21 protein-coding genes are annotated in these 19,495 nt (G+C 73.0%); 12 read left to right on the top strand and 9 right to left on the bottom strand.

Features of this window, described 5'->3' with window-relative positions; translation table 11 throughout:
• Positions 1-180 precede the first annotated feature (180 nt).
• From ABZ805_RS26770 to ABZ805_RS26815, 10 genes are all read left to right on the top strand, one after another.
• On the top strand, positions 181-699 hold the full coding sequence (locus ABZ805_RS26770) for a DinB family protein (protein ID WP_358445879.1): 519 nt from the start codon (positions 181-183) through the stop codon (positions 697-699).
• Positions 700-781: 82 nt separating this feature from the next.
• The gene (locus ABZ805_RS26775) at positions 782-1,468 is read left to right on the top strand and encodes an HNH endonuclease family protein (RefSeq protein ID WP_358445882.1); all 687 of its coding nucleotides are present in this window, start codon (positions 782-784) and stop codon (positions 1,466-1,468) included.
• Between the two features lie 28 nt (positions 1,469-1,496).
• Complete coding sequence (locus ABZ805_RS26780) at positions 1,497-2,390, top strand: TIGR03619 family F420-dependent LLM class oxidoreductase (RefSeq protein WP_358445885.1); 894 nt, start codon at positions 1,497-1,499, stop codon at positions 2,388-2,390.
• A 294-nt stretch (positions 2,391-2,684) separates the two neighbouring features.
• On the top strand, positions 2,685-3,344 hold the full coding sequence (locus ABZ805_RS26785; RefSeq protein WP_358445887.1) for an HAD family phosphatase: 660 nt from the start codon (positions 2,685-2,687) through the stop codon (positions 3,342-3,344).
• On the top strand, positions 3,341-4,369 hold the full coding sequence (locus tag ABZ805_RS26790) for a phosphotransferase family protein (RefSeq protein ID WP_358445890.1): 1,029 nt from the start codon (positions 3,341-3,343) through the stop codon (positions 4,367-4,369). Before ABZ805_RS26785 ends, ABZ805_RS26790 begins: the two co-directional genes overlap by 4 nt.
• A gap of 1 nt (position 4,370) precedes the next feature.
• Positions 4,371-5,579 (top strand): acyl-CoA dehydrogenase family protein, encoded by a 1,209-nt coding sequence (locus ABZ805_RS26795; RefSeq protein WP_358445893.1) that lies wholly within the window; start codon positions 4,371-4,373, stop codon positions 5,577-5,579.
• Positions 5,580-5,629: 50 nt separating this feature from the next.
• Positions 5,630-6,382 carry a 3-oxoacyl-ACP reductase FabG gene (gene fabG / locus ABZ805_RS26800; RefSeq protein WP_358445895.1) on the top strand — a complete coding sequence of 251 codons (753 nt, stop codon included), beginning with the start codon at positions 5,630-5,632 and terminating at the stop codon, positions 6,380-6,382.
• A 225-nt stretch (positions 6,383-6,607) separates the two neighbouring features.
• Positions 6,608-7,786, top strand: a complete 1,179-nt coding sequence (locus tag ABZ805_RS26805) for an acyl-CoA dehydrogenase family protein (RefSeq protein WP_358445897.1) — start codon at positions 6,608-6,610, stop codon at positions 7,784-7,786.
• Complete coding sequence (locus tag ABZ805_RS26810) at positions 7,783-8,883, top strand: acyl-CoA dehydrogenase family protein (RefSeq protein ID WP_358445900.1); 1,101 nt, start codon at positions 7,783-7,785, stop codon at positions 8,881-8,883. Before ABZ805_RS26805 ends, ABZ805_RS26810 begins: the two co-directional genes overlap by 4 nt.
• Before the next feature lie 22 nt (positions 8,884-8,905).
• Entirely contained in the window at positions 8,906-9,358 is a 453-nt protein-coding gene (locus ABZ805_RS26815; protein WP_358445903.1) for a MaoC family dehydratase, read from the top strand.
• 43 nt (positions 9,359-9,401) lie between these two features.
• Here the strand turns inward: ABZ805_RS26815 and ABZ805_RS26820 are convergent, their stop codons facing one another.
• The 8 genes from ABZ805_RS26820 to ABZ805_RS26855 all read right to left on the bottom strand — a co-directional run bounded on the left by ABZ805_RS26820 (position 9,402) and on the right by ABZ805_RS26855 (position 17,071).
• On the bottom strand, positions 9,402-10,286 hold the full coding sequence (locus ABZ805_RS26820; protein WP_358445906.1) for a hydroxymethylglutaryl-CoA lyase: 885 nt from the start codon (positions 10,284-10,286) through the stop codon (positions 9,402-9,404).
• Between the two features lie 58 nt (positions 10,287-10,344).
• A complete protein-coding gene (locus ABZ805_RS26825) occupies positions 10,345-11,910 on the bottom strand; it encodes an AbgT family transporter (protein WP_358445909.1) in 1,566 nt (521 codons plus the stop codon).
• 116 nt (positions 11,911-12,026) lie between these two features.
• Complete coding sequence (locus ABZ805_RS26830) at positions 12,027-12,884, bottom strand: hypothetical protein (RefSeq protein ID WP_358445912.1); 858 nt, start codon at positions 12,882-12,884, stop codon at positions 12,027-12,029.
• Between the two features lie 52 nt (positions 12,885-12,936).
• The gene (locus tag ABZ805_RS26835) at positions 12,937-13,785 is read right to left on the bottom strand and encodes a helix-turn-helix transcriptional regulator (protein WP_358445915.1); all 849 of its coding nucleotides are present in this window, start codon (positions 13,783-13,785) and stop codon (positions 12,937-12,939) included.
• A 73-nt stretch (positions 13,786-13,858) separates the two neighbouring features.
• A complete protein-coding gene (locus ABZ805_RS26840) occupies positions 13,859-14,851 on the bottom strand; it encodes an NADPH:quinone oxidoreductase family protein (RefSeq protein WP_358445917.1) in 993 nt (330 codons plus the stop codon).
• 54 nt (positions 14,852-14,905) lie between these two features.
• On the bottom strand, positions 14,906-15,511 hold the full coding sequence (locus ABZ805_RS26845) for a TetR/AcrR family transcriptional regulator (RefSeq protein ID WP_224956542.1): 606 nt from the start codon (positions 15,509-15,511) through the stop codon (positions 14,906-14,908).
• Positions 15,512-15,554: 43 nt separating this feature from the next.
• A complete protein-coding gene (locus ABZ805_RS26850) occupies positions 15,555-16,319 on the bottom strand; it encodes an SDR family oxidoreductase (protein ID WP_358445921.1) in 765 nt (254 codons plus the stop codon).
• Positions 16,319-17,071, bottom strand: a complete 753-nt coding sequence (locus ABZ805_RS26855) for an SDR family oxidoreductase (RefSeq protein ID WP_358445924.1) — start codon at positions 17,069-17,071, stop codon at positions 16,319-16,321. Before ABZ805_RS26855 ends, ABZ805_RS26850 begins: the two co-directional genes overlap by 1 nt.
• Positions 17,072-17,498: 427 nt before the next feature.
• Between ABZ805_RS26855 and ABZ805_RS26860 the strand changes: the two genes are divergently transcribed.
• Together ABZ805_RS26860 and ABZ805_RS26865 are read left to right on the top strand one after the other, a co-directional pair.
• A complete protein-coding gene (locus tag ABZ805_RS26860; RefSeq protein ID WP_224956545.1) occupies positions 17,499-18,083 on the top strand; it encodes a DNA-binding protein in 585 nt (194 codons plus the stop codon).
• 34 nt (positions 18,084-18,117) lie between these two features.
• The gene (locus tag ABZ805_RS26865) at positions 18,118-18,774 is read left to right on the top strand and encodes an RES family NAD+ phosphorylase (RefSeq protein WP_358445927.1); all 657 of its coding nucleotides are present in this window, start codon (positions 18,118-18,120) and stop codon (positions 18,772-18,774) included.
• Positions 18,775-18,848: 74 nt separating this feature from the next.
• On the opposite strand, the gene hisG is transcribed toward ABZ805_RS26865, so the two are convergent.
• Positions 18,849-19,495 (bottom strand): ATP phosphoribosyltransferase (gene hisG, locus ABZ805_RS26870; RefSeq protein WP_358445930.1); only part of this gene is annotated, 647 nt, incomplete at its 5' end.

Below are 19,495 nucleotides of genomic sequence, written 5' to 3' on the forward strand. Positions count from 1 at the left end.
CGGCGTGCTCGACGAACTGCACGCCGCAGGCGACGGCGGCATCCCGTTGCGCAAGTACGACGGCGACGAACTCGTCTGGGAGGGCTACCCGAGCGGCCGCCGCGCTCCCCCTCGCCGTCCACCTCGTCCGCAGGCTCGCTGGGCGGCGGCGTGCCGGGAGCGCCGATTACGCTGCGGCGCATGGACTTCCGCGACGAGGCGCTGGACCAGCTGGACTTCTACTGGGAGCACTGGCGGCCGCGGCTGGACGGCCTCACCGACGCGGAGTACTTCCGCGAACCGGTGCCGGGCTGCTGGTCGGTGCGCGAGACCGGGCGCGGCTGGGAGTTCGACTTCTCCTTCCCCGCTCCCGATCCGCCGCCGTTCACGACGATCGCGTGGCGGTTGTGCCACGTCGCCGACCACGTGTTCGCGATGCGCGTGTCGAACCACTTCGGCGACGGCTCGTACCGGATCGACCACCACGACTACCCGGCTTCCGCGGCGGCGGCGCTCGCCCACCTGGACCGCCAGCACGCGCTGTGGCGGGAGGGGATCGGGTCGATGCCCGCCGAGCGCTGGGCGGAGCCGGTGGGTCCCGCGGAGGGCCCGCACGCCGACCGGACGTACCTGACGCTGGTGCTGCACCTGAACCGGGAGCTGTGCCACCACGGCGGCGAGATCGCCCTGCTCCGCGATCTGTACCGGTCCGCCACGTGATCTCCCGCGCACGGCGGTACTGCCCGCATGGCGCTCCGTGATCGAATGGGCTGCGCACAGCAACATCGGAGCCGGAGCGAGCATGTCGACAGGACAACAGAAGAAGCAGCGCACTCCCGTGTGGATCACCGTGGTGTCCGCGCTGATCATCGGACTGGGCTGGTTGGTGTTCGAGTCCGGTGCGCTGGACAAGGTGCTCGGCACCGACTCCGGGGCGCCCGCCACCGCGTCGGCGGGTGAGGCGTCCGAGCAGCTCACCGGTCTCGAGGTGAAGCCGGCCGGGTCGATGGACGGCTACTCGCGCAAGAGCTTCGAGCACTGGATTCCCGCGCCGGAGGCCGGGAAGAACTGCAACACCCGGGAAGCGGTGCTGGTCCGCGACGGCACGGACGTGCAGGTGGACAACTCCTGCGAGGCGACGTCCGGCAGCTGGGTCAGCACCTACAGCGGGGAGACCGTCACCGACGATTCCGACGTGGACATCGACCACATGGTTCCGCTGGCCAACGCCTGGCGCAGCGGGGCGAACGAGTGGACCGACGAGCGCCGCGAGCAGTTCGCCAACGACATGGACCTGCCGCAGCTCGTCGCCGCCGACAAGAGCTCCAACCGCTCGAAGGGCGACAAGGACCCGTCGAAGTGGAAGCCGGTCGAGGCCGCGTGGTGCGAGTACGCCACCGACTGGGTCACCGTGAAGCACGGTTACGGCCTGTCGGTCACCGCGGAGGAGAAGTCGGCGCTGGAGGAGATGCTGACGACCTGCGGCTGATCGGCCTGCCGCGGAGAGGAGCGCGAAGATGCGCCTGGGCCTGGGACTTCCGCAATTCGGCGCGTTCGCCCACCCCGACCACGTGCGCACCGTGGCCGCGGAGGCGGAGGCGATGGGGTACGAGAGCCTGTGGGCGGGGGAACGGGTGCACGCCCCGCACCGGCTGCTCACCCCCTATCCCGGCGGGGACGGCACGATGCCGCCGCAGATGCGGGCCGGGCTCGACCCGTTGCTGACGCTGAGCGTCGCGGCCCAGGCGACGACGTTGCCCCGTCTGGGCACGAGCACGCTGAGCGCGCCGTTGCACCCGCCGATCGCGCTGGCCCGCGCCCTCACCGGCCTGGACCTGCTCAGCTCCGGCCGGCTCATCGCCGGGCTGGGGCTGAGCTGGTCCAAGGACGAGTACCTGGCGGCCGGGGTGCCGTGGACGGAGCGCGGCGCCCGGCTGGACGAGACCCTGGACGTGCTGGCGGCGCTGTGGGGTCCCGATCCGGTGCGCCACCGCGGCCGGTTCTGGACGATCAGCCCCGGCGAGTTCCAGCCGAAGCCGACGGGGAAGGTGCCGGTGTACCTCGGCGGCGGTTCGGAGGCGGCGCTGCGGCGGATCGCCCGCCGCGCGGACGGGTGGCTGGCGATCGCCCTGCCGCTGGACGCGCTGCGCCGCCAGCTCGCCGCGCTGCGGGAGCACCCGCGGGAGGCCGGGCTGGAACCGGTGCGCACGGTGCTGCGGGTCAACGCCGAGTTCGGCCCGCCCGGTGAGCGCCCCGCGCAGGGCTCGGTGGAGCAGATCGCCGACTACCTGCACGAGGTCGCCGAGCTCGGCGTCGAGGACGCCTTCGTCGACCTCCAGTTCACCACCTGCGACACCCTCCCCGAGTTCCTCGACCACGCAGCCCGCCTCCGCACCGCCTACCCCACCTGACCGCCGCGCCCCACCGCTTGTCAGCGGCGCAGGCGCTGGGCGCCCACTTCGGCCCGCGGTTTCCTGTCAGCGGCGCAGCCGCTGAGCAGCGACCACCTGGTCAACCGGCACCGCAGCGGGTTCTCAGCGCCCTCCTCGCGAGGACAGCGTTTTCGCATGTGGCGGAGCCACCTGCGCAAACGATCCCGCAGCGAGGAGGGCGCTGAGGTTCCGCCACCCGCCCCCGACGCAGGCCGACCACGGCCCCTGAAAAAGGTCTAGCGGGCATACCGGCTAGTCGGTACGGTCCGGTGCATGGCCTCCTCGATCCAAGCGGTGATCTTCGACTACGGCGGGGTGCTCACCACGCAGGGCCGGATCGCGATCGACGCCTGGACCCGCGCCGAGCGGATCGATCCGGGGACGTTCTCGGCCGCGCTCAAGGAGTGGCTGTCGCGCCGCGCCCCCGCGGGCACCCCGATCCACCGGCTGGAGACGGGCGAGCTGCCCGCCGCCGAGTTCGACCGGCTGCTCGCGGAACGCCTGCGCACCACCGACGGCGGCCCGGTCGAGCCGGACGGGCTGATGGCGCGGATGTTCGCGCACATGCGTCCGGACGCCGCGATGCTGCGGCTGGTCGCCGACCTGCGGGCCGCCGGGCTGCGCACGGCGCTGCTGTCGAACAGCTGGGGCAACAACTACCCGTGGGAGTCGCTGGAGGGGCTGTTCGAGCTGGCCGTCATCTCCGGCGAGGTGGGCCTGCGCAAACCCGACCCGCGGATCTACGAACTCACCTTGGCACGACTCGGCCTGCGTCCGGCGGAGGCGGTGTTCGTCGACGACGGCGTGCCGAACGTGGACGCCGCCGAGGGCCTCGGGTTGCGCTCCGTGCTGCACACCGAGGCCGCGAAGACCCGCGCCGAGCTGCGCGCGCTGCTGCCCGGACTCGGACCCGACACCGCGGAGGAGACATGAGCGACGACCTGCCCGGACTCGACCTCACCCGGCTGCGCGAGCACCTGGACCGGGAGCTGCCCGGCCTGGTCACCGGACCGCTGACCGGCGAACTGGTGCAGGGCGGCCGGTCCAACCTCACCTACGTCGTCGGTGACGGCGCGCAGCGCTGGGTGGTGCGCCGCCCGCCGCTGGGCCACGTGCTGGCGACCGCGCACGACATGGGCCGCGAGCACCGGGTGATGTCGGCGCTGGCGGACACCTCGGTGCCGGTGCCGCGCACCTACCTGATGTGCCAGGACGACGCGGTGCTCGGCGCCCCGTTCTACGTGATGGAGCACGTGGCGGGCACCGTGTACCGCTCCCCCGAGCTGACCGAGCGGCTCGGCACCGAGCAGCGGCGCGAGCTGTCGATGCGGCTGGTCGACGTGCTCGCCGACCTGCACTCGCTGGACCCGGAGCAGGTGGGCCTGGGTGATTTCGGCCGCCCGGACGGGTTCCTGGAGCGGCAGGTGCGGCGCTGGAGCAAGCAGCTCGCCGCCTCCCGCAGCCGGGATCTGGACGGCATCGACCGGCTCGCCGAACTGCTCGGCGCCCGCATCCCGGCGACCCGGCGCACCGGCATCGTGCACGGCGACTACCGGCTGGACAACGTGCTGGTCGACGACTCGCTGCGGATCGGCGCGGTGCTGGACTGGGAGATGGCGACGCTCGGCGATCCGCTCACCGACCTGGGCCTGCTGGCGGTGTACTGGGAGGGCCTGGACGGCGTGGAGCAGAACCCGATCGCGAAGGGCATCGGCCCGGAGTACGGGTTCCCGCCGATCAGCGAGCTGTGGCAGCGCTACGCCGAGCGCGGCGGCACCGATCTGTCCGATGTGGAGTGGTACCGGGCGTTCGGCTTCTTCAAGCTCGCGGTGATCAGCGAGGGCATCCACTACCGCTTCACCCGCGGGCAGACCGTCGGGGACGGTTTCGAGCACATCGGGGCGCTGGTCCCGCACCTGGTCGCCCAGGGCCTGTCCGCTCTCGACGAGGAGGCATGACATGGAGTTCGGCTACGACGCCCGCACCGAGGAGTACCGCGGCAGGCTCGCGGAGTTCATGGACGAGCACGTCTACCCGTCCGAGCCGGTGCTGCACGAGCAGCTGGCCGCCGCGGCCGACCCGTGGGCGCACGCGCCGATCATCGAAGACCTGAAGGCGAAGGCCAAGGACGCCGGCCTGTGGAACCTGTTCCTGCCCGGGGAGCACGGCGCGGGCCTGACGAACCTGCAGTACGCGCCGCTCGCCGAGATCATGGGCCGCAGCCCGCACCTGGCGCCGGAGGTGTTCAACTGCTCGGCGCCGGACACCGGCAACATGGAGGTGCTGGCCGAGTTCGGCACCGATGCCCAGCGGGAGCGCTGGCTGCGGCCGCTGCTGGACGGCGAGATCCGCTCCGCGTTCTGCATGACCGAACCGGACGTGGCCTCCTCGGACGCCACGAACATCGGCACCCGCATCGTGCGCGACGGCGACCACTACGTGATCAACGGCCGCAAGTGGTGGTCGTCGGGGGCGATGAGCCCGCGCTGCGCGATCCTCATCGTGATGGGCAAGTCCGACCCGGACGCCGAACGCCACCGCCAGCAGAGCCAGATCCTGGTGCCGGTGGACTCGCCGGGGGTGCGGATCGAGCGCGGGATGCACGTGTTCGGCTACCACGACGGCGACCACGGCGGGCACGCCGAGATCGTGTTCGAGGACGTGCGAGTCCCGGCCGAGAACATCATCTCCGGTGAGGGCGAGGGCTTCGCGATCGCGCAGGCCCGGCTCGGGCCGGGTCGCATCCACCACTGCATGCGCGCCATCGGCATGGCCGAGCGCGCGCTGGAGCTGATGTGCCGGCGCACGCTGGGCCGCTCCGCGTTCGGCGGGCCGATCGCCGACCAGGGCATGGTGCAGCAGTGGATCGCCGACGCGCGCATCGCGATCGAGACGAACCGGTTGCTGACGTTGAAGACGGCGTGGCTGATGGACACCGTCGGCAACCGGGGCGCGCACACCGAGATCCAGGCGATCAAGGTCGCGGTCCCGCAGATGGTCACGTCCATCATCGACCGCGCCATCCAGGCGCACGGTGCGGCCGGGGTCAGCCAGGACACGCCGCTGGCCTCGCTGTACGCGCACGCCCGCACGCTGCACATCGTGGACGGTCCCGATGAGGTGCACCGCCGCTCGCTGGCCCGCCGCGAGCTCAAGCAGTACCGCTGACGCATCCCCCGAACCGGAACTCCCCCGACGACGAAGTGAGGGAACCACCCATGTCGAACAAGACCGCGATCGTCACCGGCGCCGCCCGCGGAATCGGCGCGGCCACCGCGAAGCGGCTCGCCCAGGACGGGTTCGCCGTCGCGGTGATCGACCTCGACGAGCAGGCCTGCGCCGACACGGTCTCGGCGATCGAATCGGCCGGCGGGAAGGCGCTGGCGGTGGGCGCGGACGTCAGCGACGCCGACCAGGTCGCGGCCGCCGTGGAGCGGGTCGCCACCGAGCTCGGCGCCCCGACGGCGCTGGTGAACAACGCGGGCGTGCTGCGGGACAACCTGCTGTTCAAGATGTCCGATTCGGACTGGGACACCGTGATGTCGGTGCACCTGCGCGGCGCGTTCCTGATGAGCCGGGCCGTGCAGCAGCACATGGTGGCGGCCGGGTGGGGCCGGATCGTGAACCTCTCCAGCACGTCCGCGCTGGGCAACCGGGGGCAGGCGAACTACTCGACGGCGAAGGCCGGGTTGCAGGGGCTGACGAAGACGCTGGCCATCGAGCTCGGCAAGTTCGGCGTGACCGCGAACGCGATCGCGCCGGGGTTCATCGCCACCGACATGACGAAGGCGACGGCGGAGCGGGTCGGCGCGAGCTTCGAGGACTTCTCGAAGGCGGCCGTGTCCACCATCCCCGTCGGCCGGGCCGGTGAACCGGACGACATCGCGAACGCCGCGTCGTTCTTCCTCGACGAGCGCTCCGGTTTCGTCTCGGGCCAGGTCCTCTACGTGGCGGGCGGACCGCGCGACTGATCGCCTGTCTCGCTACTTCTGCCGCGTAGTGCTCAGGTGGCGGAACCTCAGCGGCGGTGCCGGTTGCGTGCTGGGTCGTCGGCTCAGCGGCTCCGCCGCTGACGAGAACCCGCCGGGCAGGTTCAGCGACAGGCAGTGCGGTTCCTGGGTGGGCGCCCTCCGGGGTGCCCACCGCTCGCCAGGGGGTTTTGTGTTCTCAGGTATCCGGAGAAGTGGAGTACCGAGATGACCGATGCGGACGAATTGCGCACCGCGGTGCGGGAATTCCTCGCCGAGCACGATCCCGGCGGTGACCGGCTGGAGTTCCTGCGCGCCCGGTTCGACGCCGGGCTGGCGTGGGTCAACTACCCGGTGGGCCTGGGCGGCCGGGACGCGCCGCGGGCGCTGCAACCGGTGGTGGACGCGGAGTTCGCCGCCGCGGGCGCGCCGGACAACGCCCCGTCCCGCAACGGGATCGGGCTCGGCATGGCGGCGCCGACGATCCTGCGCTTCGGCACCGACGAGCAGCGCGCCCGCTTCCTCCGTCCGTTGTGGACGGGCGAAGAGGTGTGGTGCCAGCTGTTCAGCGAACCCGGCGCGGGTTCGGACCTGGCGGCGCTGGCGACCAGGGCGGTGCGCGACGGCGACGACTGGATCGTCGAGGGCCAGAAGGTGTGGACCTCGTTCGCGCACCGCGCGAAGTGGGCGATCCTGGTGGCGCGCAGCGATCCGGACGCGCCGAAGCACAAGGGCCTGTCGTACTTCGTGTGCGACATGACCGATCCGGACGTGGACGTGCGGCCGCTGCGCCAGATCACCGGTGAGGCCGAGTTCAACGAGGTGTTCCTGAACGGGGTGCGCATCCCCGACGCGCAGCGGCTCGGCGAGGTCGGCCAGGGCTGGCAGGTCGCGATGGGCACCCTGATGAACGAGCGGGTCGCCATCGGTGGCGGCAACACCGGCCGCGAGTCCGGCATGATCGGCGTGCTCGCCGAGCAGTGGCGCGCGCACCCGGAGGCCCGCACGCCCGGCGCCCACGACCGGTTGCTGCGGCTGTGGGTGGAGGCGGAGGCCACCCGGCTCACCGGGCAACGGCTGCGCCAGCAGCTGGCGGTCGGCACCCCCGGCCCGGAGGGGTCGGCGGTGAAGCTGGCGTTCTCCCGGCTCAACCAGGAGATCTCCGGTTTCGAGCTGGAGCTGCTCGGCGAGGAGGGCCTCGCCTACGACGACTGGACGTTGCGCCGCCCGGAGAACGTGGACTTCACCGGCCGCGGTCCCGGCTACCGGTACCTGCGGGCGAAGGGCAATTCCATCGAGGGCGGCACTTCCGAGGTGCTGCGCAACGTGATCGCCGAACGGGTCCTCGGGTTGCCGCCGGAGATCCGCACGGACAAGGACGTGCCGTGGAAGGAGCTGCCGCGATGAGCGCCGACCTGCTCTACACCGAGGTCGAGGAGGACCTGCGCGCGGCCGTGCGCCGGGTGCTGCGGGACCGCTGCGAGATCGGTTCGGTGCTGGCCCGCTGCGAGTCGGACGAGCCGTACGACCTGGCGCTGTGGCGGACGCTGGCCGGGGAGCTCGGGATCGCCGCGCTGGCGGTGCCGGAGGAGGCCGGTGGTTCGGGTGCCGGGGTCCGCGAGCTGGCGGTGGTCGCCGAGGAGCTCGGCCGGGCGGTGGCGCCGGTGCCGTTCCTGGGCACCGTGCTGGCCACGGCCGCGCTCGACGCGGCGGGGGCGACCGGCCCGATCCCGGGCATCGCCGCCGGTGAGCGGGTGGCGACGGTCGCGGTCGGGCTCACCACCGCGCCGTCCGCGCCGCTGCCGAGCGGGGTGCGCGCCGAGGGCGGGGAGCTGACCGGTTCGGTGACCGCGGTGGTCGACCTGGAGGTCGCCGATCTGGTGCTGGTGCCCGCCACCGGGCCCGACGGCACCGGGCTGTACGCAGTGGACACCTCGGACCCCGGCGTCGCGCGGAATCCCGTGACACCGCTGGACCTGACGCGCCGGTTCGGCACCCTGGAGCTGTCCGGGGCGCGCGGCGAACTGATCGCCGCGGACGCGGAACCGGTGCTGCGGCGGGCGTTGCTCACCGCGGCCGGGGTGCTCGCCGCCGAACAGGTCGGCCTCGCCCAGCACAGCCTCGATTCCACAGTGGACTACGTGCGGACCCGGCACCAGTTCGGCCGCGCCATCGGCTCGTTCCAGGCCGTCAAGCACCGGCTCGCGGACCTGTGGTCCGGGGTGAGCACCGCGCGCGCCACCTCCCGCGCCGCCGCCGACGCGCTCGGCCGCGACGAACCGGGCACCGAGGCCGAGCTGTCCGTCGCGCTCGCGCAGGCCTACTGCTCGGACCTGGCGGTGCTCGCCGCCGAGGAATCCCTGCAGCTGCACGGCGGCATCGGCATGACCTGGGAGCACCCCGTGCACCTCTACCTGGGCCGGGCCAAGAGCGCCCAGCTCACCTTCGGCACCGCGGACCGCCACCGCGCCAGGATCGCGGAACTCGCCGACCTCCCCGCCTGACACCCCTCGAACAGGAGCGACCATGCGCGTGTTCACCAGCGCCGATGAAGTCCGCGCGGCCACCGGGACCGACCTGGGCACCAGCGACTGGCTCACCATCACCCAGGAGCAGGTGGACGGGTTCGCCGACGCGACCCTGGACCACCAGTGGATCCACGTCGACACCGACCGCGCGGAGCAGGGGCCGTTCGGCGGCACCATCGCGCACGGCTTCCTCACGCTGAGCCTGCTGTCCGCGCTCAACGCGCAGACCTACCGGTTCGAGAACGTGCGGATGGGCATCAACTACGGGCTGAACAAGGTGCGGTTCCCGAACCCGGTGCGGGTCGGGGCGCGGGTGCGCTCGCGGACCCGGCTCGCCGAGGTCGCCGAGATCGACGGCGGCGTGCAGCTCACCGTCGAGTCCACCGTGGAGATCGAGGGCGCGGAGAAGCCGGCCTGCGTCGCCCAGGGCCTCACCCGAGTCCTGTTCTGATCCCGGGGTGAACGGCCCGCCCCGGGCCGTTCACCCGCGCGGCTCAGGACGTTCTGCCGAGCATGGCGGGGACGTCGCGGTGCAGCCGCTCGCCGAGCCAAGTGCCCGCGGCGGCCAGCGCGTCGGCGTCGAGTCCGGTGTGGACGCCCATCCCGGTCAGCAGGTAGGTCAGGTCCTCGGTGGCGACGGTGCCGCCGAACCCGGGCACCTCCGCCGATCCGCCGATGCCGCCGATGCTCGCGTCGAGCGCCGCCACTCCTTCCAGGAAGGCGGTGGCGGCGTTCGCGTAGCCGGTGTTGCGGGTGTTGTGGAAGTGGCAGCGCACCGGCACTCCCGGCGCCTCCTCCCGGACGCGTTCCAACACCCGCACCACCTGCGTGGGCACGCCGGTGCCCGCGGTGTCGGCGAGCACGATCTCGGCGGGCCCGGCGTCGGCGATCCGGCGCGCCAGCGCGGCCACGTGCTCGGCGGACACCTCGCCCTCCAGCGGGCAGCCGAACGCGACCGCGATCGTGGCGATGGGGCGCAACCCGTGGCGGTGCGCGCGGGCGGCGAGTTCCGCCCACCGCGCCAGGTCCTGCTCGGTGCTGCTGCACCGGGTGCGGGCCGCGTGGCCGTCGGTGGCGGCGACGATCGCGTTCACCTCGTCCACTCCGGCCGCGGCGGCCCGGTCGAGCCCGGGTTCGTCCAGCACCAGCGCCAGGTACCGCACCCCGTCCGGCCGGGGCAGCGCCGCCAGCAGCCGTTCCGGTTCGCCGGAATCCGCGCCGAAGGCCGCGACCTCGATGCGGCGCAGCCCGGCCGCGACGGCCCGTTCGACGAGCTCGACCCGGTCCGGTGCGGCGATCGCCGTCCGCTCGTGCCGCAGCCCGTCGCCCGGGCCGACCTCCACGACCTCGATCCGGGACGGAATCCCCGCCTGCTGCATCGCGCTCGCCTCCTGCCGCCGGGACCGGTGCGCCCGCAGGGTTCCCCGCGGCGGCGCGTCACAACCGGATGCCCATGCCCGGCCCCAGCGGCAGGTCCGCGAAGTAGAAGGCGGTGAGCACCAGCGCCCACAGCAACCAGAACGGCACCACGAACGGCGCCATCCGCGCGACCAGCGTGCCCAGTCCGGCCTGCGGTTCGTACCGGCGCAGGTAACCCAGGATGATGATCATGTACGGGTTCAGCGGCGTCATGATCTGCGTCGCCGAGTCCCCCACCCGGAACGCGGCCTGCGCGAACCCGGGCTCGAAGCCGAGCAGCACGAACATCGGCACGAACACCGCGGCCATCAGCGTCCACAGGCTCGACCCGGAGATGATGAACAGGTTCAGCACCGAGGCCAGCACCATGAACCCGAGGAACGCCGGGAATCCCGCCAGCCCCAGCGCCCGCAGCAGGTCGGCACCGCCGACGGCGAGCGCCGCGCCCAGGTTCGTCCAGTTGAACAGGCCGATGAACTGGCCGAGCATGAACGCCAGCACCAGGAAGCCGGTCAGGTCCCGCAGCGCAGCGGCCATCAGCTTCGGCACGTCCCCGGCGCCGGTGACGGCCCCGGACGGCACCCCGAACGCGACGCCGGGCACCAGGAACGCCAGGAAGATCAGCGTGGTGACCGAGTCCAGCAGCGGCGACTCCGGCAGGAATCCGCCCGCGTCGTTGCGCAGCGGCGAGCCGGGCCAGAGCACCAGCGCCAGCACGGCCGCGAGGAGCACGGCGACGGCGATCCCCGCCCAGCGCAGTCCGCGCCGTTCGGCGGCGGACAGGGTGGCGGTGAGCTCCTCGGGCGCGGCGCCGCCGGTCCCGTCCCCGCTCTCCTCCCGCGGCACCCCGGACCGCACCAGCCGCGGCTCGATGATCCGGTCGATCAGGAACCCGGCCAGCAGCGCCAGCACGATCGAGGACACCACGTTGAAGTAGTAGTTCGACACCGGTGTCACCGTCGTGCCCGGGTCCGGCAGGATCGAGGCGACCTCGTTGCTGATCCCGGAGAACAGCGCGTCCAGGCTCGTCACCACCGGCGCGGTGGAGTACCCGGCACCCGCGGCGGCGAACCCGCCGAGCAGGCCCGCCACCGGGTGCCTGCCCGCGGCCTTGAACACGAGCGCGGCCAGCGGCGGCACGATGATCATCGCGGAGTCGGCCATCACGCTGGACGTGATCCCGACGAACCCGACCGCGTAGGGCAGCACCCAGCGCGGCGCCCCGCCGAACGCGCCCCTGATGAGCGCGGTGAGCAGCCCGGTCCGCTCGGCCACCCCCACCCCGAGCATGATCGTCACGACGGTCTCCAGCGGCGGGAAGCCGATGAAGTTCGCGGGCAGCTCGGTGAACAGGAACCGCAGCCCGTCCCCGGACAGCGCCGCCCGCACCGGCGTGTCCTGGTCGGCGCCGGGAATCCGCACCGAGACGCCGAACGCGGCGACCGCGGTGGACACCACGGCGACCAGCGCGAACAGCAGGGCGAACAGCAGGAACGGTTCGGGCAGCCGGTTCCCCGCCCGTTCGACGAGGTTGAGCACCCGGTCCAGCCGGGTCTGCTCCGCGGGTGCGGCGGTGTCGGCCATGCGATCTCCAGCTGCGCGGCGGCGGTCGACGTCCCCGGCACCGCCGGGGACGCTGCAGGGAACCTAGTCCTGCGACCGGGCGAGGTGAAGCGCTCCCGCCGGGCGGGATGCCGCCGTCAGCCGCGCAGCAGTTCCGCGATCAGCAGGTTCGAACCGGTCTCGGCGTGGTTGGCGCCGTTGGTGACGTAGGCGTGGTCATCGCGGACGACGACGGCGGTGGTCCCGCGCATGCCGTCCAGCAGGGTCTCGCGGCTGCCGTCCGGGGCGATCCGCACGAGCTCGCCTGCCAGGTTGATCGCGGCGAGGACCTCGTCGCCCCGCCCGGTGAAGTCGAAGTCGTCGACGCCCGCGAGCCCCTCGGCCCGGACCTCGGCGGTCCCGGCACCACCGTCCGCGGTCACCGGGATGCGCAGCAGCGTGCCGTGGTCGGAGTTGCTCGCCCACACCGCACCGTCGTGCACCTTCAGCCCGTTGGCGCCGAAGAACCCGTCGGGCGCCAGCGCCGGATCGGCCGACCACACCGCGGCCGCACCGCCACCCACCGGCGCCTGCCAGATGCGGCCGCCGGTGGAGTCGGTGACCAGGAAGCGGTCCCCGTCGGCGACCAGCGCGTTCGGCATGCTGTCGGCGGGCAGCTCCACCACGAGCCGGGGTTCGCCGTCGAGCCGCCAGATCCCGGTCATGCCGCCCCGCCCGCCGGAGTACAGGAAGTGCAGGGTGCCGTCGGCCGCCCGCGCCACCCCGGTCACCGCGGAGCTCCCCACCACCGGCGTCGTCCCGCCGCCCGGTGGCGTCGGCATCGAGACCAGCGTGCGGGTGGTGCCGTCCTGCGCGACCCGCACCACCTGGCGGGCCCGGATCATCCCGATGGCCGCGGAGCCGTCCGGTCCGAGCGCGATGCTCTCGGCGACCTGGCCCGCGGCGCGGTCGAAGCGGGCGAGGACGCGGACCTCGCCGAGGCGGGTGGGCTGCACGGATCTTCCTCCTGGCGGAACGGGGTGTGGCTGGGCGTGGCGGGGAGCGCGGTCAGCCGCCGGACGGGGCGAAGCGTTCGCGGCCGAGGACGGCCAGCAGCTCCAACCGGGACACCGCCGCACTGCCCGGCGCGGGCGTGAGCACGACGAGCCGCTGGTCCTGCCGGGCGGTGGCCAGCACGTCGAAGTCGAGCTCGACGAGGCCGATCTCGGGATGCCGGATGCGCTTGCAGTCGCTGCGCCGGACGGCGACGTCGTGCCGGTCCCACAGCTCGGCGAATTCGGTGCTGTCCGCGCGCAGCGCCCGGACGAGCTCGCGCGCGGCGGGATCGGCCGGGCGCAGCGCGAGGCTCGCCCGCAGGTCGTCGACCTGGGCGCGGCTCTCGTGCGCGTGATCGTCCGCGGGGTGGCGTGCGCGTATCGCGGGGTCGGTGAACCAGCGGTAGGTGCAGCTGCGTGCCAGGCCGCGGAACCGGGTCTGCTCGCCCAGCAGCGCATCGGCCATCGCGTTCTGCGCGAGCACCACGTTGAAATCGGTGGCGATGAGGGCGGGCAGGTCGCGCAGCCCGTCCAGCATGCGCAGCAGGCCGCGGCCGACGTGCTCGTCGCCACCGAGGAGCGGTGGCGCGTGGTGCCCGGCGAGGCGGAGCAGGTGGTCGCGCTCGTCGCGGGTCAGCCGCAGCGCGCGGGCCAGCGCGCCGAGCAGCTCGGCCGACGGCTGCGGGCCGCGCCCCTGCTCGAGCCGGGCGTAGTAGTCCGGGGACATGCCGGCGAGCTCGGCGACCTCGAAGCGCCGGAGCCCCGGCGTGCGGCGGCGCCCGCCGCTCGGGGCGCCGACGTCCTCCGGTCGCAGCAGGGCTCGCCTGCGCCGGAGGAAGTCGGCGAGTTCGATCCGCTCCACGATTCCCAGTCTCCGCCGCGCGCGACGGGCGCACCAGGACTCGTCGGTACCACCCTCCGGCGGACCGGCCCGGTCAGCTCGCGGCGACGTCGTAGGCGACGCGGCCGACGGTGCTGCCCTCGCCGACCCGGCGGACCGCGTCGGCGACCGCGTCCAGCGGCAGCCGCTCGCTGATCAACGGCCGGATCAGGCCCTCGTCGGCCAGCCGGGTCAGGTCGCGGTGCGCGTCCACCACCAGCTGCGGGTTCCGCTCGTTGTACAGGCCCCAGTGCAGGCCGACGATCGAGTAGTTCTTGATCAGCGCGTGGTTCAGGCCAGGTGTGGGGATGGTGCCGCCTGCGAAGCCGATCACGAGGATGCGGCCTTCGAACGCGATGCACTTGGTGGACTTCGCGTAGGTCTCCCCGCCCACCGGGTCGTACACGACGTCGGCACCCTTGCCGCCGGTGAACTCCTTGACGACCGGCACGAAGTCCTCGCTGCGCCGGTCCACCACCAGGTCGGCGCCGAGTTCCGCGGCCACTTCGGCCTTCCGCGGCCCGCCGACGACGCCGATCACCTTGGCCCCGGCGGCCTTGCCGAGCTGGATCGCGGCGGAGCCGACACCGCCCGCGGCGGCGTGCACCAGCAGCGTCTCCCCCGCGCGCAGGTTCGCGCGCCGGTGCAGTCCGAAGTGGCCGGTCTGGTAGCCGATGAACAGCGAAGCCGCCTCCGCGTCGGACAACGACTCCGGCGCCGGGAAGGTGCGCGGCGCGTCCATCAGCGCCAGTTCCGCGAACCCGCCGGTGGGCAGCGAGGCCGAGCCGAGCACCCGGTCGCCGGGGCCGAAGTCCGCGACGCCCTCGCCGACCTCGACGACCTCGCCGCACAGCTCCACGCCCGGGGTGAACGGCAGCGGCGGCTTGATCTGGTACTCGCCGCGGCACAGCAGCACGTCCGGGAAGTTCACCGGCGTCGCCAGCACCCGCACCAGCAGCTGTCCCGGGCCCGGCCGCGGGTCGTCGACCTCGTCGAGCCGGAGCACGTCCTGCGGTTCACCGTTCTCGTTGAGCCGCCACGCCTTCACACAACACCTCCGCATCGAGGAGCACCGCCGCTCCTCGGTCGTGCCCGCGACCGGTCATGGCCGCAGGGATGCCAGCAGCAGGTCCGCGAAGTGCTCGCCGATCTGCTCGCCGGTCAGCTCGCCGTCCCGCCGGAACCAGGTGCCGAGGTGGTGCACCGAGCCGAAGAAGAAGTCGACGACCAGCTCCGCGGACTTGTCCGCGCGGAACACCCCGGCCGCCTGGCCCTCTTCGATCAGCGCCCGCACCCGCTCGTGGTAGCGGCGGCGCTGCGCGCGCACCTCGGTGCGCTTGTCCGGGTGCAGCAGGTGCATCGACCGGAAGAAGATCACCGTGTCGTCCAGGTTGGCCGCGGTGGTCGCCACCACGTCGGCGGCGACCGCGTGCAGCCGCTCGGCGACGGGCGAGTCGCCTTCGGCCTCCTGCTCCATCCGCGCGGTCTGCACCCGCAGCAGCCGCGCGTAGATCTCGTACAGCAGGTCGTCCTTGGAGCCGAAGTAGTGGTACATGGCGCCCTTGGTGACTCCGGCGGCGTCCACGATCTGCTGCACGGAGGTCGTTTCGAACCCGTGCTCCGCGAACAGCCGCGTCGCCGCCGCCAGCAGCCGCTGCGGCACCGTCTCGGCGACCTCCGGTGCCGTGCGGACCTCCGTGCCGGCCATGTGCGCCTCCTCTTCCTCGCCCACCAGGCTATCGACCGGCCGATCAGTCCAGGCCGCGCTGGAGCTTGCGCATGCCGCCGTGCCACTTGGCGGGGTCGGCCGAGCGCAGCGCGTAGTAGTCGGCGACCTCGGGGTGCGGCAGGATCAGGAACCGGTCGTCGTCGAGGGCGGCCAGCACCGCGTCGGCGACCTCCTCGGGTTCGATGGCCGCGTCCGCGAGCAGCTTCTTGCCGGTCTCGCCGGTGCCGTCCAGCAGGTCGGTGCGCACGCCCTGCGGGCACAGCGCCTGGGTCACGATCCCGCGGTCGGCGTAGGTGATCGCCATCCACTCCGCGAACGCCAGCGCGGCGTGCTTGCTCACCGAGTACGGCGCGGAGCCGAGCATGGTGAGCAGCCCGGCGGCCGAGACGGTGGCCAGGAACCGGCCCTCGCCGCGCTCCAGCCACTGCGGCAGCAGCGCCCGCGCGGCCCGCACGTGCGCCATGACGTTGACCTCCAGCGAGCGGGCCCACGCCGCTTCCGGCGCATCGGGACCACCCCCGTCGGCGACGCCGGCGTTGGCGCAGAACAGGTCGATGCGCCCGTGCCGTTCGGTGGCGGTGCCGACGAGTTCGGCGACGCCGTCCTCGCTCGCCGCGTCGCCCGGCACGGCGAGCCCGCCGATCTCCGCGGCGACGGCGCGGGCGGCCGCCGCGTCGAGGTCGTTGACCACGACCGCGGCGCCCTGCCCCGCGAACCGGCGGCACAGCGCCGCACCGATGCCGTTGCCGCCACCGGTGACGACGGCGACCGACCCGTCCAGCCGCATCACACGCCTCCGGTGAGGGTGAGTCCGCCGTCGAGGGTGAGCACCTGCCCGGTGATCCAGGACGCTTCGTCGGAGAGCAGGTACGCGGCGGCGGCGCCGATGTCGGCGGGTTCGCCGAGCCGCTTCAGCGGGTACGAGCCGGCGACGCCGTCCTCGTCGTCGGCGTAGAGCGCGGTGGCGAACCGCGTCTTCACCACGGCGGGGGCGACGGCGTTGACCCGCACGTTCGGCGCGAGTTCGACGCCGAGCTGCTGGGTCAGCAGCGAGAGCATCGCCTTCGTCGCGCCGTAGTAGCCGATGCCCGGCGAGGGCCGGTGCCCGGCGACGGAGGACACGTTGAGCACCGAACCGCCGTGCTCGGCCATCCACGCCCGGTGCACCTGCTGCGTCCAGGTCAGCGCGGAGAGCACGTTGACCTCGAAGGTCTTGCGCGCCACCCCGGGTTCGACGTCGATGACGGGCCCGTAGGCGGGGTTGATGCCCGCGTTGTTGACCAGGATGTCGATCCGGCCGTGGTCGGCGAGGGTCCGCTCGACGACCTCGGCCTGGTGGTCGGGGTCGTCGGCCTTGCCCGCGATGCCGCGGGCGTGCTCGGCGCCGAGCGCGGCGACGGCCTCCTCCAGGGGTTCGGGTTTGCGGGCGGTGAGGACGACCTGGGCGCCTTCGGACACCAGGCGTTCGGCGATGCCGAGCCCGATGCCGCGGCTGGCGCCGGTCACGATCGCCACCCGGCCGTCGAATCGCTTGCTCATGCACTGCTCCCACTCGAAAGACCGACCAGTCGGTACGGGCCAGTGAACGGCCTGCCGCGGGGTCGCGTCAAGCCCTCCGCGGGCCGCTTGCGACGTTCACCGGGCTCGCGCCGCCGTCCGGCCCACTACCCGACCGGACCACCCGTCCGGCCCTGGACTTCACGTCGGGGAGTCGCTCCCACCCCGGGGCGCCGAGACGGTCCCGGCTGATCCACTGCGGACTCGCCAGCAAAAACGGAGATCGTTTCCAGTTCCGGGCGAGGATTTTCCGCCGGAACCGCCGAATCGCCCGATAGGTTCGCCCGGGTCCTCCGTCAGCCGGATGGACGCGGCACGCTGTGCGACCCGCCTGCTACATATGGTGATTCACCATTGCGGAGCGCACGATCGCGCACACGTTTGGCCCAGAACGCGCTACGCTGGGGACATGACAGTCGCGCTGGAGACCATCTTGGCCCGGGCAGGACTGCGGGTCACCGCCAACGAATTCCTCTCGCTCGTGGAAGACGCCGCGAAGCGGCTCATCACGCCGCAGGTCGACCCGTCAGCGCACTTCACCACCGCCGAGCGCGAAGCCCTCGCGGAAGCCGGGCTCGACCTGGCACCGCTGGCCACCGACGAGACGGATCCGCGCGCCCGCACCGTAGCCGAGCAGGCGGTGCTGCGCGATACCGCGCTGTCGGTCAACCAGGCCGCCGAACGCATCGGCGTCGACTCCAGCCGCATCCGGCACCGCATCGGCGACGGGCGGCTCATCGGCTGGAAGGACCGCGGCGGCTGGCGGCTGCCCGCCTGGCAGTTCAGCGACGACGACGTGCTCCCCGGGCTGGAGACCGTGCTCGCCGGGATGCCGCAGGACCAGCCCGCCCTGGTGCTCGCCAAGTTCATGACGACCGCGCAGGACGACCTCGAACTCGGCGACCGGCCGGTGAGCCCGCGCGAGTGGCTGCTCGCGGGCGGCAGCGCGCGCCGCGTCGCCGACCTCGCCTCGGCGATCGGCACCCCGGCCTGACCGGCCCCGCACCGCGAACCCACCAGGACATCAGTTGGCAAGACTCCCCCAGCCGCCGGCGCCTGCGGTACTGCAGGCGATGCTGCGCCGCACCGAGGACGTGATCGCGGTGCCCGCGGGGACCCGGCTCGCCCGGGTGTTCACCTCCGGCGGCAACCACCCGCAGCAGTGGGACAGCTTCCGCTACGCGGGACCGCTGCCGCACGCGCGCTTCGACCCGCACCTGCCGAACACGCAGGGCGGGCCGACGGTGACCCGCGAGCACGGGGTGCTGTACTTCTCGCTGTCGGTGCGCACCTGCATCGCCGAGGTCTTCCAAGCCACGTCCACTGTGGACCGGCGCACCCGCAAGCCGCACCTGGTGCTGTTCCGGCCGCGCCGCACGCTGCGGCTGCTGGACCTGGCCGGGCTGTGGGCGACGCGGGCGGGCGCCTCGCAGGCGATCAGCAACGGGCCGAAGGAGCGCACCCAGGCGTGGGCGCGCAGCATCCGCGCGGCCTACCCGGAGCTCGACGGGCTCTGGTACCGGTCGGCGATGGACGGCGGGAACCCGTCGCTGTGCCTGTGGGACCCACCGTCGGCGTCGGCGCTCCCCGACGCCCCCGACGTGCTGCTCCCGCTGGACCACCCGGGCCTCGACGTGCCCCTGGGCCGGGTCTGCAAGGACCTGAACTACACGCTCCTCGACTGATCCCGCCCACACCTCAGGTGAATGGCCCACTCGCCCACCACGACCGGTCGAATGGGCCATTCACCTGTGCGGGATCAGAGGCGGCAGGCCTCGAGCGGGGTGACGAGGATGGCGCGGGCGCCCGCCGCCCACAGCGAATCCATGATCACCTGGGCCTGGTGGCGCGGCACCATCACCCGCACCGCCACCCAGCCCTGCTCGTCGAGCGGGGACACCGTCGGCGCCTCCATGCCCGGCGTGATCTTGCGGGCGGCGTCCAGGGACCCGGTCGGGCAGTTGTAGTCCATCATCACGTACTGCCGGGCGATGAGGACGCCGCGCAGCCGCTGGATCAGCTTCTCGATCGCCTGCTCGCTGTCCTCGGGCAGCTCGCGGGTGCCGCGCACCAGCACCGCCTCGGAGCGCAGGATCGGTTCCCCGACGGTCTGCAGCCCGGCTTCGCGCAGCGAGGCACCGGTCTCCACCACGTCGGCGATGGCGTCGGCGAGCCCCAGCTCGACCGCGGTCTCCACCGCACCGTCGAGCTCGATGATCTCCACCTCGATGCCGAGGTCCGCGGCGGCCGCCGAGACCAGCGGCGCGAACGAGGTGGCGACGCGCTTGCCGTCCAGCTCGGTGAGCGCGCCGAGCCGCCCGGTGGGGGCGGCGAAGAAGAACCGCGACACCCCGAAGTCCAGCGGCAGCAGTTCGGTGGTGCTCACGTCGGTTCCGGCCGCCTGCA

The organism is Saccharopolyspora sp. NPDC047091, assembly GCF_040643635.1.
Classification (GTDB): Bacteria; Actinomycetota; Actinomycetes; order Mycobacteriales; family Pseudonocardiaceae; genus Saccharopolyspora_C.